15 protein-coding genes are annotated in these 17249 nt (G+C 41.8%); 5 read left to right on the top strand and 10 right to left on the bottom strand.

Annotated elements, in window-relative coordinates; genetic code table 11:
* Positions 1 to 175 precede the first annotated feature (175 nt).
* A complete protein-coding gene (locus tag B9T19_RS07470) occupies positions 176 to 715 on the bottom strand; it encodes an HdeD family acid-resistance protein (protein ID WP_094568003.1) in 540 nt (179 codons plus the stop codon).
* A 583-nt stretch (positions 716 to 1298) separates the two neighbouring features.
* Between B9T19_RS07470 and B9T19_RS07465 the strand changes: the two genes are divergently transcribed.
* Positions 1299 to 2642 carry a DASS family sodium-coupled anion symporter gene (locus B9T19_RS07465; protein ID WP_233146826.1) on the top strand — a complete coding sequence of 448 codons (1344 nt, stop codon included), beginning with the start codon at positions 1299 to 1301 and terminating at the stop codon, positions 2640 to 2642.
* Between the two features lie 102 nt (positions 2643 to 2744).
* On the opposite strand, the gene B9T19_RS07460 is transcribed toward B9T19_RS07465, so the two are convergent.
* The 3 genes from B9T19_RS07460 to B9T19_RS07450 form a co-directional block, all read right to left on the bottom strand.
* A complete protein-coding gene (locus B9T19_RS07460) occupies positions 2745 to 3362 on the bottom strand; it encodes a bifunctional 2-polyprenyl-6-hydroxyphenol methylase/3-demethylubiquinol 3-O-methyltransferase UbiG (RefSeq protein ID WP_094568002.1) in 618 nt (205 codons plus the stop codon).
* Positions 3363 to 3450: 88 nt separating this feature from the next.
* The gene (locus tag B9T19_RS07455; RefSeq protein ID WP_094568001.1) at positions 3451 to 3912 is read right to left on the bottom strand and encodes an META domain-containing protein; all 462 of its coding nucleotides are present in this window, start codon (positions 3910 to 3912) and stop codon (positions 3451 to 3453) included.
* 290 nt (positions 3913 to 4202) lie between these two features.
* Positions 4203 to 4640: a molybdopterin-binding protein gene (locus B9T19_RS07450; RefSeq protein WP_094568000.1), complete on the bottom strand. Its 438-nt coding sequence runs from the start codon at positions 4638 to 4640 to the stop codon at positions 4203 to 4205.
* A gap of 406 nt (positions 4641 to 5046) precedes the next feature.
* Between B9T19_RS07450 and B9T19_RS10935 the strand changes: the two genes are divergently transcribed.
* Positions 5047 to 5730: a response regulator transcription factor gene (locus B9T19_RS10935; RefSeq protein ID WP_369828081.1), complete on the top strand. Its 684-nt coding sequence runs from the start codon at positions 5047 to 5049 to the stop codon at positions 5728 to 5730.
* A gap of 47 nt (positions 5731 to 5777) precedes the next feature.
* Here the strand turns inward: B9T19_RS10935 and B9T19_RS07440 are convergent, their stop codons facing one another.
* The 4 genes from B9T19_RS07440 to B9T19_RS07425 all read right to left on the bottom strand — a co-directional run bounded on the left by B9T19_RS07440 (position 5778) and on the right by B9T19_RS07425 (position 10629).
* On the bottom strand, positions 5778 to 7058 hold the full coding sequence (locus B9T19_RS07440) for a PLP-dependent transferase (RefSeq protein ID WP_094567999.1): 1281 nt from the start codon (positions 7056 to 7058) through the stop codon (positions 5778 to 5780).
* Between the two features lie 442 nt (positions 7059 to 7500).
* Positions 7501 to 8220, bottom strand: a complete 720-nt coding sequence (gene bioD / locus B9T19_RS07435; protein WP_094568136.1) for a dethiobiotin synthase — start codon at positions 8218 to 8220, stop codon at positions 7501 to 7503.
* A 104-nt stretch (positions 8221 to 8324) separates the two neighbouring features.
* Positions 8325 to 9287: a methyltransferase domain-containing protein gene (locus tag B9T19_RS07430; protein ID WP_094567998.1), complete on the bottom strand. Its 963-nt coding sequence runs from the start codon at positions 9285 to 9287 to the stop codon at positions 8325 to 8327.
* Complete coding sequence (locus B9T19_RS07425; RefSeq protein WP_304441096.1) at positions 9280 to 10629, bottom strand: 8-amino-7-oxononanoate synthase; 1350 nt, start codon at positions 10627 to 10629, stop codon at positions 9280 to 9282. Before B9T19_RS07425 ends, B9T19_RS07430 begins: the two co-directional genes overlap by 8 nt.
* Before the next feature lie 448 nt (positions 10630 to 11077).
* On the opposite strand from B9T19_RS07425, the gene bioA reads away from it, so the two are divergent.
* The 3 genes from bioA (at position 11078) to B9T19_RS07410 (ending at position 15446) form a co-directional block, all read left to right on the top strand.
* Positions 11078 to 12451 carry an adenosylmethionine--8-amino-7-oxononanoate transaminase gene (gene bioA, locus B9T19_RS07420; protein WP_094568134.1) on the top strand — a complete coding sequence of 458 codons (1374 nt, stop codon included), beginning with the start codon at positions 11078 to 11080 and terminating at the stop codon, positions 12449 to 12451.
* Between the two features lie 154 nt (positions 12452 to 12605).
* Positions 12606 to 13574: an alpha/beta fold hydrolase gene (locus tag B9T19_RS07415; protein ID WP_158214382.1), complete on the top strand. Its 969-nt coding sequence runs from the start codon at positions 12606 to 12608 to the stop codon at positions 13572 to 13574.
* A gap of 165 nt (positions 13575 to 13739) precedes the next feature.
* Entirely contained in the window at positions 13740 to 15446 is a 1707-nt protein-coding gene (locus B9T19_RS07410; RefSeq protein WP_094567996.1) for an amidohydrolase, read from the top strand.
* Between the two features lie 357 nt (positions 15447 to 15803).
* Here B9T19_RS07410 and B9T19_RS07400 read toward each other — a convergent pair whose 3' ends face one another.
* Positions 15804 to 16079 (bottom strand): hypothetical protein, encoded by a 276-nt coding sequence (locus B9T19_RS07400; RefSeq protein ID WP_094567994.1) that lies wholly within the window; start codon positions 16077 to 16079, stop codon positions 15804 to 15806.
* Positions 16080 to 16195: 116 nt separating this feature from the next.
* Entirely contained in the window at positions 16196 to 17086 is an 891-nt protein-coding gene (locus B9T19_RS07395) for a LysR family transcriptional regulator (protein WP_094567993.1), read from the bottom strand.
* Positions 17087 to 17249 lie beyond the last annotated feature (163 nt).

Genomic DNA, 17249 nt, shown 5'->3' with positions numbered 1-17249 from the left:
CCTTTCTTTTGCTAAAAAAAAAGAGCCTCTTATAGATTAGAGGCTCTTCTTGGTGATTTTTTTAATATCTATCTAAACATCTATCTAAATAACCATCTTGATAACTATCTCTTAATATCACTCAATATCAATCAATATCACTGTGAGATCACTATTAGATAGACCTCTCTATAAACTACGCTCTATGACGACGAATCGCAAAACCGAAGTAGAGACTATAGATCCCGGCAACTAAGGCATATGCGCCAATCAAAGTTGTAATAATCTCGATGCTATTGAGTGGAGAGTAAGACATTGAGAGCCCTAAAAGAAGCCCTAAAATACCAATAACTAATGTTAACCACCAGCTTGCTACCCCCATTTTCTTAAGACTAAATGAGAAGGTAATTGCAGAGATACCGTAAAAGATTAACCAGAACATAAAGAGGAAGATCATCATCATCTCTGGTAGGCCTTCATTAGCATGTTTAATGAGATAGGCTCCGATAAAGACCTGTAAGATCCCCATAATCAAGTTAAAGACCCAACCTTCAACATGTCTATTGGTCAGTGAATAGATCACTTCAAAGATCCCGGTGACAAAGAAGAACGCTACCATAAACTGTGACAAGACAATAAAACTTGTTAAGGGGCTGATAAATAGATAACCACTCATAATGATGTAGAGAATCCCCATCAAGACCCACATCCACCAATTCTTAATTGCTCTTTCCATTTTGTAAAACTCCCTAAGAGTACAGCTGTTATAAAAATGTAGATAAAATGCATATCACGTGCATATAGATCACATACAAATCATATATAAACTACATATAAATGACGTATAAGTCACGTATAAATCGAATATGAAAGATATATAAAAATATTCGTAGATTATAACAATTTATTACAGATATATATATGATAATTCGCGATAATTCTTTTACCTATTACTAATGTCAAACATAGCAGAGATATTGAGGCGAAAGATAAGCTTCGCACCTTATCATAAAGGAGCATAAAGGAGGTGATCTCTCTGCCATAAAACTAATAAAGCCACGCTAAAATTGCACAATATCTCATAGATACTTCGCAAGTTTCTGGCAAATTATTAGATAGATGTTTGCAATCGTGATCACGATCCACTATAAAGATCGATGCTTAAAGCAATAACAATATCTATTTCAATAGAATGATCAGTAAGGTGTGACTATTTTTATACCTATTATTTATTAATATTAAAGGAGTATACTGTGGCAAGTTCCGCACAAAACCCAGACTTGCTAGCTGAGGAGCAATCTCGTTTCAATCTAGCAAAGGTGATTAAATCTGTCGTGGGGATCGCGATTATAGTAGCTATTTGTGCTGTCATCTATCGCTTTCTTCCCTTTACAGAGCAAGCCAATAAAGGGCTTGTGATTCTCTTTTTTATCGGTGCTCTCTGGCTAACAGAGATTGTTCATACCACGATCACAGCACTACTAGTGCCACTTTCTGCAGTTCTATTAGGGGTGCCGGAGTCGATCACTTTAAAAAGCTCATTAACGAGTTTTGCAGATCCTATCATCTTCCTCTTCTTTGGAGGATTCGCCCTAGCAACTGCACTTCATATGCAAAAAATTGATAGAAAGATCGCCCTCTTTATGATTCGTCTCTCAAAAGGACATCTTGGAGTCACCGTCTTCTCTCTCTTCTTTGTCACTGCCGGCTTATCGATGTGGATTAGTAATACGGCAACGGCGGCAATGATGCTTCCACTTGCACTTGGGATTATGAGTAATCTCGATTTCTCTAAAGAGCGCGGGACTTTTATCTTTATCTTGCTCGGAATTGCCTACTCCGCAAATATCGGCGGACTTGGAACATTGGTGGGATCGCCTCCTAATGCGATCGCAGCAAAAGCACTCAACTATAGTTTTGATGATTGGTTCCTAGTAGGAATTCCTATGATGGTTGTCTTGATGCCAGTGATGTTTATTGTGCTCTACATTATCTTTAAGCCAAAGCTCAATATGCGAATCAATGTCACAAATGAGGTTATTCCTTGGACCCTTCCCCGTATTGTTGCCACAGTACTCTTTATCGTCACAGCAATTGCATGGATTAGCGGCTCTTACATTCAAAAGCATCTCGGGATCAGCTCTCCTGATACATATGTTGCAATCACCTGTGCTATTGCAGTAGTAGTTTTAGGCTTAGCTTCGTGGCAAGAGGTTTCTGAAAATACAGATTGGGGAGTTCTCTTCCTCTTTGGCGGGGGATTAACCTTAAGTGCTGTATTAGGAAGCTCAGGCGCTTCAGAGATCTTAGGCAATACAGTTGCTGATCTCTTTGGCCGCTCACATCCTTTAGTGGTCATCTTTATTGTTGTGATCTTTATTATTATCCTTACTGAATTCACCAGTAATACCGCATCAGCTGCACTTTTAGTACCGGTATTTGCCGCAGTAGCTGCAGAGATGGGAATGCCTGAAGAGGTATTAGTATTGATGATCGGCTTAGGTGCTTCATGTGCCTTTATGTTGCCAATAGCAACACCACCAAATGCCATTGTTTTTGGTACCGGTCACTTAAGACAGCGCGATATGATGTTCGCCGGCGGTATCCTCAACCTCTGCTGTGTGGGGATCTTAACAATCTATGCTTACTTCTTCCTTCTTTAGAAAACATAAGAGAGCAGTGATTAATTCTCTGCTATCGATAGTTATTAAATAAAGAGGAGAAATAGAGAGAGGAGCAATATTAAATTTGCTCCTCTTTTTTTATTACGCTTTGCGCAACTGAATCGCAAATTGGATCACGTGGCAGATGCCTCGATGTAATGCTCCCTCTTCACGCATAACCTCTCCGACATAGAAATGGCGAATAAAATCCTCTGCAAAGAGCTTTGTAAAGAGTGAGGGAGAGTAGAGATAATCTTGATTTCGAGGGCCTCCAGATTGATAAGGAATCTGCTCTTCTGAATAGACTTCCCCAACAATCCACCCACCAGATTTAACGCTTTGACGTAAGCCTTGGAAGACCTTTTCTTGCATCTCTTTAGCAAAGTGTCCATAAACACAGATCGCCGCATCATAACGATTTTCCGGCCAGATCACTTCTGTTAAATCCACCTCTCTTGTCTCAATAGGAAGATCCTCCTTGCGTTGATTGATCTTCTCTAGTGCCACATCAGAATAATCCCACACTTCAATTTTGATCGGCTCTTCGGCGACGACAGCCTCTTTAGCGATATAGAGAGCATTTCTTCCCTCTCCCTCTGCGATCGCTAAAATATCCCCTTTAAGATTGATCTTCTGATTGATCTCACGAATAAATTGATTCGGTGCCTTTCCATAGAGATAAGCTTCTTGAGAGAAACGCTCATTCCAATGTGATTTCATATCTACTCCTTCATTGATGAAAAAGGTGATCTATTATAGATCACCTCTCCATTAACTTAACTTTTCCAGCATAAACTAGAAACGATAACTATTTAACTTTATCAACGAGTTTAAACTCTAATTGAGTCGTTGTATTTGATAATCTTAAGAATTGACCATCAGCAGAAACAACCGCTTCAGCACCATTTTCTAAGAGCTGAGCAATGTCGCCATCGAGTTGATTAAGAAGAGGGTCTGTGCAGAGCATACGGGTCATCCCTACACCTTGAGCACGTAAAATACCACGATTAGAGAGCGTTGCTTGACCAAAGAAGTTATTGCACATTGTTCCTGTTACACGCATATCTTGGCTAAATGCAATTGTTGGCGCCGCTTCATTTTTACCTGCTTCGAAGGCTTTACCATTCACAGATACTAATTGATAATCATGATGTTGCAATTCTGGAACTGTTGCAATTTTTGTATCTAATTGGCTCATAGGCGTAATTCCTTTTGATGAACATGCCGCTAAAACAAAGAGAACCGCAGCACCTAATAAAAGCTTTTTCATCTCTGATTCCTTATTAACTCAATATAATTCAATTCGATTCAATCCGATTCAATCCGATTCAATCCGATTCAATTATTTGATCGAATAAAATAGTAGTAACACGCTATCTCTTACTGATCATTAGTGTCGAAAATAGCACCTAAACCGCTAATGCTCTCTAATATTAATATGTAAAGATTGAAGCAATAAAAGATTATACACAATCTCTTTACTTTTTTAGAATCTTTCTCCCCTCTATCCCTACTGTTTTATATTCGCTTTATATTCGCTTTATATTCGCTTTATATTACTTAAGCCTCTTTCTCTGTCGCAACAATAATGCTAGATGCTTTAATAAGGCCGATAACCTTTACGCCCTCTTTAATCTCCATCTCATCAAAGCTCTCATTGGTAATCACTGCTGTTAAACCAAGTCCCTTCTCTGTGACAAAGTGGACAGTACTATTAACCGCGCCTTTCACACACTTCTCAACACGTCCTAAGAACTGATTACGTGCAGAAAAACGAAGATTGCCATCTGCTTGTGCTAAAACAACCCAAGGTGCTTTGATCACGGAGATTACCACTTTACCAGGGACAATTCCCAAAGTTTCACAACTCTGTTTAGTGATAACAGTAACGATCTCATCACCATTATCTAAAGTGATAATCACCTCATTATTAACACTTCCTTCGATAATAGCGCTCACCTTACCACGAAGCTGATTACGGGCAGAAACTGCTCTCATATAAAACCTTCCTTTTCAATCTAATTCGATATAGTACAAAATATAGTACGAGATATCATACAAGTCATTATAATATCATCTCTCTCCCTAATCCCCTATAGATAGATAACGGTCCAATAAGGCTGTTATAGATTGGGAATAATCGGTTATAATGATCCCGCTTTATGACAGAATCGATCGATATCTCATAACTTATGGAAAAAATTGAAGAAATATTGATTTAGAAAAGAGATAGCATAAGAGAGAGGCGCTACTCCAAGATTGTTAAGTTACGAGATGATACTAATAAATAATCTCATAAATGATCTAATGGATAACCTAATAAGTGATCTAATAAATAATTTAAGGAAAATAACCTAAGAAGATTGGAGAGCGATCAATGATAGAGAGGAACCCCAAATTTATTATGAAAAAGAGTGTAGTGATGCAAGAGCCCAAGATTGTTCTAATCGACCCTAATCGTCTCTTTCGTGAACGAATCGACTTTCTTTTAAGAAATGAGATAGAGATCAATAGCCCATCGGTAGTCGTGGCTGAATCCTTAACCTCTCTTCCTGCTACCATGTTTGAGATTGATCTGCTCTTAATCGATGCACACTATCTCAATAGTGCAAAAGAGCGACAGTTATTTGAAAATCTCACCGCTCAATCGCCTGATATGGTCATTATTCTCTGGGTGGAAGGTGTGACAAAGAGATTCTCTATCGGAAACCCACAGAAAAATAGCACCACGGATGCAGCTCATGAGCAGATACTTTCAGAAAAGATACGCCACCAACTAGCACCGATTGAGCGTTACTACACCTTAAGCAGAAGTGTCGATCGGCAAGCCTTTATCGATCTGGTGACTCAAATTTTAACACCACAAGAAGAGAGCTATAAGCACTCCCTCCTAGCGACACTAACCCCCCGTGAAGAGGAGATTTTAGCCTACCTCGTTAAAGGGGATAGCAATAAAGAGATTGCCCGTGCGCTCCATATATCAGAGAGTACCGTAAAGGTTCACGTCCAAAATATCTTAAAGAAATTCTCCGTATCGAGCCGCGTTGAAGCGGCTGTCTATGCGGTTCGTCATGAGCTCATGAAGTAGTCGACATGAAATAATCGGTATGAGGTAATCGGTATAAGGCAACCGACCTATAAAGAGAGTTTTGCGAGCGCAGAAAGAAGATCTGCTTTAAGATCTTCTAACTCTTCTAGCCCCACAGAGAGACGAAGTAGCGTCTCATCAATCCCCATCAACTTTTTCAATTCCGGAGAAAAGGTACCGTAAATGGTCGATTCCGGATGGATAATCAATGTGCGATTATCAAAAAGATTGGTAGCTCTACGGATTATTTTTAAGGCATCCATCAGCTGGAAACAGGCCTCTTTTGAGGCAAGATTGAAGGTTAACATCGCACCGGGATATTTTTTAAAGAATTGATCACTCAAAGCTTTATAAGAAGATGATGGGAGTTTAGGATAATTGACCGCTTTAACCTGCGCCTCCTGCTCTAAAAACTGTGCTAATTGATAAGCGCTCTCCCCCATCGCCTGATAACGTAATTTGAGCGTCTCTAATCCCATAATTTGGGCATAAGCGCTATCTGCATCTAAACATGCCCCAAAATTACGAGCGATCTCTCGCTTAATTTTAAACATAAAAGGGCTAAATGGCGCGGGATTTGTCACTTTGGCTAATCTTCTATTTGCGGACCAATCAAAGATTCCATAATCGAGAATTGCGCCCCCAACACTAGTTGCCCCTCCTGAGATATATTTTGTCGTTGAAACAACCTCAATATCAATCCCCCATGCTCTTGCATCAAAATCACACCAAGGAACAACAGTCGTATCGACAATTAAGGGAACCTTTTTACGGATTAATAGAGGCTTTATCTTGGTTAAATCGGCAATTTCAAGGTGAGGATTGGTCACAAGCTCACAAAAAAATGCTACGGTATTCTCATCGATCGCAGCTTCAATCTCGGCCGGAGAATCTGTATTGACAAAACGAACCTCAACTCCAAACTCCGCCAAAGTAAATTGGAAAAAGGAGAAGCTATTCCCAAAGAGATGGGGAGAGGTGACAATATTACTGCCGGCATAAGCGAGTGCCATAAAAGTATTAGAAATTGCCGCCATGCCACTACTGAGCATCATGACATCTCTCGCCCCGGAGATCGCTTTAATCTTATTCTCTAACGCTTCAACCGTAGGATTACTGATGCGAGAATAGGTATGTGAAGGGGTATGCTCTCGATTTTGGAAAGCAGCAGCAATCGCTTCAGCATTTGGAAATCCATAAGCAGCACTTCGATAGATAGGGGTATTCATTGATCGGTGAATATCGGGATGATTTTTATCACTATTGAGAATTTTACTGGTAAATCCTAATGTGGATACTTGTTGTTCTTTTTCTGTTTGCTTTGTCATTCTTAATATCTCCCCTACTCTCATCCTCAAATGGACTCTATTATTCTATTCATTGTGCCTAATAACCGCTGATTGACAATTGATAATTAATACTCCGTAACCTCCACACATAACTACCGATATCATTTCCTTTAATGAGTAGCGATCGATGAGTAGCGATCGACCGCTGCGCCTATCAGCCCCATCAACCCTATCAATATCAATTCCATCAACGCTGTCAGTCTCCTTTATTAAACGCCCTTTTTCATCCAGAGATGAGCCTCCCGGCCCTATGGCGAGTGAAAGAAAGCGTTATCCAGAGAACTATCTAAAGTATGTGGAATCAATTAAGCATGCAAGTAGTTTTTAAAAAAAGAGCAATAAAATCAACACTATCAATCCTCTTTAAATATCTTTTAAAGATATGTTCACGACTCTATTGATTGCTCTATTGATTGCCCTATCACGCTACTCCCTTCAGTAATGGATCGAGATCGAAATATTGATCTACTTTCTCCATCAATGCCGGATCTGCTGCGGCTTGATAGGGAATTTCCCCAATCATGGGAATATCGGTAAATGCTTGAATGCCGGCAATATAGTTCGATAATGAGGGAGAATCAGAGAGATGATTTGCAATCCAGCCGGTAATCTCTAAACCAGCAGCCTCAATGGCATCAAAGGTTAGACGCGCATGATTGATCACACCAAGCTTTAAACCCACAACAACAATGACAGGGAGCCGATTCTCAATGACCCAATCGCTATAGCTACGCTTGAAGCTCAAAGGTGTATACCAGCCTCCAGCCCCTTCCACCAATGTGATCTTCCCCTTACTCGCAAGAAGCGCTAAACCACGAGTCATCACTTCAAAGTCGATCACTTGCCCCTTTTTATCGGCCAAAATATGGGGCGCTTCCTCTTCAGGAAAGAAGTAAGGATTGACCCATTCATAATCGAGATCACAATAAGAGGCTCTCAGTAATGAATAAGCATCCGGATTTTTAATACCTAATGGCGTTTCAGCGGCACCAGATGCGACAGGTTTATAACCATTCGCTTTTGCCCCCTGCCGATTAAGCGCTTTAAGCAAAAGCGTTGAAACATAGGTCTTACCAATCTCAGTATCGGTACCGGTGATAAACCATTGTTGATGATTCTCTACTTGTTTCTCTTGCGCCATTTTATCTCTCCCTTCTTCCATATTGCTCTTCCATATTGTGATTATCGATATTAACGCTGCTACAACTTAAATTTCTTCGCCTAACTTCTTTTCCTAATCTCAGCCTAATCTCTATCACTACTGCCTGGCAAGATAATTTCAGCCACATGATAAGTTAATTGATACGCGCCAAGTTGCTGGAAATATTGATCGATCTTTAAAAAATCATTTCGTCCCATCAACCCCTTTCGACGCGCCGGCAATGCCGATGCCCCTATTGAACGTAAACTCTTAAAGAGCGCCTTTAAAGTTGGAAAGTACATCACCTTCTCATAATGAATCAACTCTCCGCCCAATTGCGTCACGATATGGTTCGCCTCTTCAAAAGAGACAAAAGGGAGAATATGTTGTTGATCATCAACGGCCTTAAAAGCATTCTCTAATTCTTGTAATGTGCCATCGAGCAATGTTGTCACAAAGAGTCTTTGTTGAGTCACTCCTTGTAATCCGATCAATGCCTGCCGAAGACTATGGCACCACTGCACCGCAAGGCTACTCATTGTAAAATCGAAAGAGGCAGCCGAAAAAGTCTTCCCGATCTGCTCAATATCCCCTTCAACAAATGCCTGATAGCCCCCTTGCGCCTTTGTCATCGATAGCATCTCTGGCGCAAGATCGAAAGCGGTCAATTCTATTTGATGATTCAACAGCGCTTTTGCCGAAGAAGGATCGGTAATAGGTGATTGATCCTTATCTATAACTCCCTCGATATTATTTGCGATACTATTTGAATTTACGATAGGAGCAGTGACCAATGCGGCCCTCAGTGCGCGCCCGAGATAGCCTGTTCCGGCACCGGCATCCAAAATTTTGATGGGATGAGAAGACTCCCTCACCTTATCTTCCCTATTACCGCTCTTACCACTTTTCTTATCACTTAAAGGAAGAAGTGCCGGCAATAGGTATCGAGTCATTAAGCGATCTGCAATTTCCCGTTGAACAACGGCAACAGAATCATATTGTGCCGCATAGGTGCCAAATTTTTTCTGCACCTCAGGCTTTGCTACACGATCTATCAAACTACACATCTAGCACACCCACCGCTTCATCGTTCTGTTGAGTTAAAAGGATAATGAGCGACTCTTCTAATTGATCAATAAGATAATCGATCATCGATTGTTGATGTTCTGCGGTAATAGTAATACGGAGACGCGCACTTTTAGGGGGAACGGTCGGTGGCCGAATCGCCGAAACCCAGATCCCATGATTCTTCAATAGTCTTGATAACTTCAATGCCACTGAATCTTCCCCAATCACTAATGGCTGAATAGCACTCTCGGAGGGAATAAGGTAAGGAAAAGGGAGCGCATTAAACTCATTAACTCCGGGAGATAGCGTAAAATTACGACTAAATCTCTCTTGTAAAGTGGCAAGCATGCCTCCCATACGAGTGCGGAAATAAGCAATATTCGCCACAAGCTTCTGTCGACGCTTCTCCCCTTCATCAGAGCGAATAAGGGTGATCGCCTCATTTAAGATCTCTGCCTGCATAGGTGGAATCGCCGTACTGTAGATTAATGGACGAGAGAATTGAGTAAAGTACTCAGCAAGCTCATCAGAGAGAAGGACCGCCGCACCACTGCAACCAAATGCTTTTCCAAAAGTGACAATAAGAATATCTGGCTTAATGCCGGCTTGATCACAACTTCCTCTCCCTTCATCACCGATAATGCCAATCCCATGTGCATCATCCACCATTAAAAGCGCTCCATAATTAGCCGCTACCTTCGCTATCTCACCAAGAGGAGCGCCATCACCATCCATACTAAAAAGCCCTTCTGTAACGACTAGTTTAAGTGGCGTTTTAAGTGGTGTTGGTAAAGAGGAAGTATCAAGAGATGAAGCGTCAGATGCAGGATCAAATGAAGAAACATTATAACGTTCGAGATAACTCTCTAATGATTGCAGATCATTATGCTTGAAGCGATGCAATCGTCCGGGAGATAAGATAGCAGCCTCCATAAGTGATGCATGAGAGAGTCGATCAGCAATAATGAAATCCCCTTTCTCAATCAGCACCTTGATCACTGCTTGATTAGCTGTAAATCCAGAAGGATAGACAATCGCAGCTTCATACCCCAACCAATCTGCCAATCGCTCTTCCAATAGTGCAAGTGGGCGACTAAATCCTGTTACATGGGGCGAACCACCACTTCCCACACCATAATGTTCTGCACCATAAGCTGCGGCAAGAACTAATTGAGGATGGTGAGCTAAACCGAGATAATCATTAGAAGAGAAGTTGAGATATGTTGCCTCTTTAACTTCAATATTGATGCTACTTCCCTGTGCATGACAGACAACTCTCTGCCGATAACGATCATCGAGTCGTTGTTGCTCGAGCGCTTTTCTAATTCTTTCTTTCCACATAACCATAAAAGCCATTGAGAAAACGCTCTAGCAATCATTGCTAAGGTTTATCAATGGCGATTCCTATCGATTCCTAAAAATATATTATCTTGAATATTATCTTGAAAAACATCTTGATAAGTTATTCCCCCTATAACCTCTTATACCCCTTATAAGTTCTAATGAATCTCTAATGAACCCTTAGGGGATCTTATGGGATCCCTTCATTAACCTACGATGCTCTTCAGGTGAGATTGAAGCCTAAAAGTGTTATCAAAAATCTTATTTATAGTACCATAGAGCTCTATCACTTGAGCTGTAAATCTCATTTAGCTCTCCGCTCTATCAGCAATACACCACTCTTTACAGAGATTGATCATGGAAAGTAAGTGGATAATAAAATAGATAACAGATGGATGATAAGTGGATGATTTATCGCAGCACAAACCATCAACCTAAAGAGAAGAAGATGAAACAAGAGAAAAAATCCTTACAAGGTCACGATACGTGTTTTGATTCTATCGATTTAACATTTGATACCCAACATATCTGGCACCCTTATACCTCAATGAGTGAGCCACTTCCTTGCTATCCGGTTACTTCGGCAGAAGGGGTGAAATTACGCCTAGAAGATGGAAGGGAGCTTATTGATGGGATGTCTTCTTGGTGGGCGGTACTTCATGGCTACAACCATCCTGTGATGAATGAAGCCATTAAAGCACAACTGGAGAAGGTCTCTCATGTGATGTTTGGGGGAATTACCCATCAACCTGCGGTGGACCTTGTTAAAAAATTGATCGAGTTGACACCATCAGCGTTAGAGTGTGTCTTCCTTGCAGATTCTGGCTCAGTTGCTGTTGAAGTTGCGCTTAAGATGGCCTTTCAATATTGGCAAGCCAAAGAGAGCTTAGCCGCAAAGAGTGAAGAAAGAGCTGAAAAACCACGTCATCGCGTTCTCTCACTCTCTCATGCTTACCATGGAGATACCTTTGGTGCGATGTCTGTTTGTGATCCACAAAACTCGATGCACTCTATCTATGGTGATTATCTCCCAAACCACCTCTTTGCAGATACCTTCACCATCGGTTTTGATGAGCCTTGGGATGATTCCGCAGCCGATAATTTGCGAGAGCTCTTTGCAAAACATCATCATGAGCTCTTTGCCGTGATTGCCGAACCGATTGTTCAAGGTGCCGGGGGCATGCGCTTCTACCATCCCAATTATCTTAAAGTCCTTAGGGAGCTCTGTGATGAGAGTGGCGTTTTGCTCATCTTTGATGAGATTGCAACCGGCTTTGGACGTACCGGACGATTCCTTGCAGGAGAACATGCCGGCGTTGTTCCTGATATTATCTGTTTAGGAAAAGCGCTAACAGGTGGCTATTTAACGCTCTCTGCCGTCTTAACTACACGCCATGTTGCTGAAACCATCAGTCAAGGGGATGCTAAATGTTTTATGCATGGCCCCACCTTTATGGGAAATCCTTTAGCCTGTGCCGCAGCGAATGCGAGCCTCTCACTGCTAGAAGGAGGTCATTGGCAAGAGAATGTCTCCCGTATTGAGAAGCAGCTCAAAGAGGAGCTCTTAAATCCATTGAGAGAGAATCCCCATATTGAAGATGTCCGTGTTTTAGGCGCAATAGGCGTTGTCGAGTTAAAACGTCCCGTCAATCAAGCTCGTATTCAGAAATATTTTGTCGATCGCGGCGTTTGGATTCGCCCCTTCAATCGCCTGGTCTATATTATGCCCCCCTTTATTACCAATAAAGAGGAGCTCAGAGAGCTGACATCAGCCTTAGTGGACCTCCTCAATCGGGAAGATTTTTCAGAGTTTGTTGAGTAGTAGTGAGCACTCCCCATGAAATCTGAGTGAATCTATATGAAAAATAATAAGCAACAACCCACCCTCTACAACAGGATAAGGTGGAAGGAAGATGGACGAGAAGTTAACAGAAACCTCAATATCTCAAACATTCATACCTCAAAGAGAAAACGAAATGATTAATGCTAAGACTTTAACAATTGAGATCGATCCTCAAGGCAATCAAGATAGTCAAGATAGTCAAGATGCTCAACATCATCAGCATCTATCCCTCTCCTATCTTCAATGTCAAAGCCATCAACAGGGAGTCAAGAGCGATGAGACGCCGGCACTTCTCTTTCTTCATGGGATATTAGGAGATGCTCGCACATGGCTTCCCTTCCTTTCTGTCTTCCCACAATATGATTGTTATGCATTAACCCTCTCAGGCTTTGGGAAGATCGAGCCGGGGAGTGCTGAAGGGGAGATACTATTTGATACCGATCGCCATGCCGCAGAGGTTGTCGCCTTTTGCCAAGCGCTCAATAAGCAAGAGGGAAAACCTCAGCGGAAATATATTGTTATAGCATGGTCTTATGCCTGTCATGTTGCGCTCTTAGCGGCGGACAAAGATCGATCACAAAACCGCTCACTCTTCTCAGAGCTAATTCTCTATGAACTCATTATCCCTAGTTATGGGATCTCTGAAGAGAAACATCAACAATTTACCCGGGATATCGCTAAGATGATGAGCCCTATCATTCGTGCTTTTCGTCGAAATGAGGAGATGCAGGCAATCGATCACTTTATAGCCGCCTGTAAAAATGCGCCCTTCACTCTCAAAGAACAATCGAAGCATATTCAAGAGATTAAGGAGGAGAATCGACATACCCTCAATAAGCTCTTAACCCAAAAAGATCCCCCTCCTTTTAGCGCAGAGATGTTACAAACACTCAACGAGAGGGTTCCCATCACCATTCTTTGGGGGAAAAATTCACGTGCGATCTTTCAACTGAGCTCTCAAGCTGCCTTTACGGCACTCAATGAAGAGAGTACAACTCTATCTAAAACTGTTAAAGGAGGAGAGATCGATGCTGATCATCTTCTGCCCGAAGAGAATCCTGAAAAGTTGATCCTTCTCCTCAAGGAGCTGATCTCCCAATAGGGATTAATAATTTCTCAAAACAATAGTGTCATCATCAATCAATTCATCATCAACCAATAATAATGAAACTAATGATCATGACGCATAACCCCATAACTAATAGAGTAGAACTCAACAGGTCAAATTAATAGATCAAAACTAATAGATCAACAATAGGGAGACGATATGGCTCAATTCGCAGATAAAATCTACTACAACGGCGCAATCTTTACAGCAGATGCAGCACATCAGATCACCGAAGCAATCGCTTTCAAGGATGGCAAAGTACTTGCTACAGGGACTTTAGATTTGCTCAAACCATATATCAGTACAGAAACAGAGCAGATCGATCTTGCCGGCAAGATGTTAATGCCGGGAATTATCGACTCCCACCTTCATCCTTTCTGGGGTGGACTACAGCTCTCCGGCTGTAATTTAGATTATCAATCACTCTCGGTAGAAGAGACTCTAAAATTTATTCAAGATTATCTCGACCGAGATACACAGAAAGGGGATCGGGATTGGCTCCCTGTCCGGGCCTATCTTCGCCATGCCGTTCTCCCATTAGGATATGATATTACTCGCCGTGATCTTGATCAGCTCGATACCGTACGCCCCGTTATTCTCTTTGCCAATGATTGCCATACCTTAGTTGCAAATAGCCGAGCATTAGAGCTCTTCGGTATTGATGAATCTACTCCGACGCCCAAAGATGGTACGATTCGCCGCTATTCTGATGGGACGCTTAATGGAATCATGGAAGATGCGCCGGCAATGCGTGCTTATGATTCGATTCCAACTCTCGATGCCACCGCGGCTATCCAAGTTGCGGAGAATGTCCAGCAACTCCTTAATCGTCAAGGCGTAACAACGGTGATGGATGCCCGCGCACTGCCTCTGCAATTTGATGCTTTTACTGCAGTTAAAGAGGCAGGTAAATTAACCCTTCGCCTCTTAGGCGCGCGTGAGATTACCCCCGATGATTCCCCAACTGTTGCCGATGTTCCCCGTGCGGTAGAAGAGATGGCGACATTTGCAAAAAAATATAGTGATGCATCATGGGAAGTGTCACCAGGAATTTTTATTCAACATGCCAAATTTTTTGTCGATGGCGTTATGCAAGCACCGATCCATACGGCAGCACTCCTCTCCCCTTACCGTATTAATTATGGGACAAAGAGTGCGCCAGAATATCGCTTATCAGAACAGACTGGGGATCTCTACTATTCAGATCAATTATTAGCTGCTCTCATTACAGAGGTGAGCCAACATGGATTTCATCCCCATATGCATACTGTGGGAGATGGCGCCATTGAAGCGACGCTCAATGCCATTGAGAAGATGCGTGCTCAAGTGAAGGGGGATATTCGCCCAAGTCTTGCCCATAATGAGTTAACTTCTCCCCATCAATATGAGCGTTTTAGAGCACTTGAAGCGATTCCTTGCCTCTCATTTCAATGGGCTGACTACCCACAAGTTTTTGCCGACGAGATGATGGAGATCTTAGGGGATGAGCGCTTTCAATATTTAGAGACGGCGGGTAAATTCTATGATGCCGGTGTGCGAGTTGCCTTCGGTAGTGATTGGCCGATCGATCCTCTCGATGAGTGGTTCGCTTTTAAAGTTGCGGTCACAAGGCGCGGTGATGGCGATGATAACCCAAGACTCAGCACCGATAGAGATCTCACTTTAACCGAAGTTTTACGATCTGCCACGATTGAAGCGGCCTATATGCTCGATGCTGATCGTTATATCGGTTCATTAGAGCCCGGTAAATTTGCAGATTATATTATTCTCGATCGAAATCCATTTGATCAATCGCCTGAAGAGATCGGCACAACTCAAGTGCTCAATACCTTTGTCGGGGGAGAAGAAGTTTATCGCGCGCAATAGCGCTTCTTACCATAGAAGATAGAGCAGCGATAGAATCATCAAAGTAGATTATCGGCATCTTTTCAGTTCTCTTTTTATAGGGCTTTTTAGTACTAAGAAGAGCTGATAAGTTGCCGGATTTTGCTGTTGCACTCTTCTTAAGATCGCGCGCCGGCAAAATGGCTTCTTTTTCTACCCCGTTCCACCAAGTATATTGATTGAGACTTGAGATAAGAGCGATCGATGAGCTACTACCCGCGGGCATGCAGTTGTGATAAGAATGAAATTATTCTCTCCCGCCTATCCGCCGATGATCTTATGCGTTCAGCCAAGTGTAACCAGGTATCTAGTAATCGCGTGAACTTTAGTCCTTCCATCTTAATAGTGCTCTTGATGACTCTTTCCCTTAAAATCGGGCAGTTTAGGAAGCTCGAAACCATCAGTCTGCTGCTCCACCATCTGACGCGCCTCTTTAAAACTCCAGATTCGATAATAATCTAAGACCCAGAGAATAACTCCGAGAAAGATTAAAATCATCACAAGACGCATCACTAATTTAATAAAGACCGAAGCGATCTTTCCAACAAATCCTAAGACAAAACGTAATGCGCTAAAGGCTACTAATATCACTAAAACGATCACTATCGCTTCCATTGCTTCTCCTCTCTACTCAAAAGCCGTTAGAAGTCATTCAAAGCACTCCGAACTACTTAAAATCACTTAATCCTCTTAAACCGCTTAAATTCTTTGAATCTTTTGAATACGTTACATCACTTAAAACGAAAAAAAGGAGAGATGGCATCATCTTTTGCTAACTCAATTGTCTCTACAAAAGCTTGCAATACTGGGCTAATCTCCTCTGTTACGCGATGGATAAAGGTGGTCGTAATCTCACTATATTGAGCCGGCAATTCATGACAGAAAATAAGCCCTTGCTGCTCATAATGTTGCACCGCAGAATAAGGCACATAAGCAATCCCTAAGCCAGAAATCACACTACCCAGAGTCGTCTCTAATGTACCAAGCTCCATATTCTTTGTTGGCTCAAAATGGATCGTCTTTAACCACTCTTGAAACTTTGCTCGATACCCACATCCATCACTAAAACTTAATAGCGGCATCTCGAGCAGTGTCTCAATATCCTCTGCTCGATGATCCGCAATCAATACTAACTTCTCTTCAAAAACATCAATTTCACGCAATTCCGGATGACTTGTAAAGCGACTCTTAGTAACAAATGCCCCATCTAACTTATAATTTAGTACTTTATCTCGTAACTCCGTTGTGACTCCCGTGGCTAAACGAAGATCGACCGTTGGGTAATTTTTATTAAACTTAGAGAGAATAAGCGGCAACTTAATCACCGTCTCAACAGAAGCGATCTCTAACTTCCCGACAGGTTTTCCACCAGAACGAGCAAGCTGCATCATCTTGTCAGAAAGTTCAATAATCTTATAAGCAATATCAATTAATACCTTTCCTTCTGGCGTCAATTGCATTCCCTGCTTACTTCTAAAAAAGAGCGTAACATTGAGATCCTCCTCTAACTTCTGAATCCGAGAACTCACATTTGATTGTACATAATTGAGCTCTTTTGCCGCATGACTAATAGAGCCTAATTCCGCCACTTTTGTAAATATCCGTAGATCACGACCATTCATAGCTACCCGCCTCCTCTTTGGTTCAATAGCGAAGATATTATATCCATCACTAAAAATGATCGCAACTAATATAATTAATCGTTTTACAAGATATGAAAAGAGGTTTAAATTGAGTCACATTGCGAAGAGATGCCTGCCTTGTGGTAATAGGGGCTTCAGAAGA

It is taken from the genome of Ignatzschineria sp. F8392 (assembly GCF_002252045.1).
Lineage (GTDB): Bacteria > Pseudomonadota > Gammaproteobacteria > Cardiobacteriales > Wohlfahrtiimonadaceae > Ignatzschineria.
Note: the sequence above shows the minus strand (reverse complement) of the source record. Positions and strands in the feature narration are given on the sequence as shown.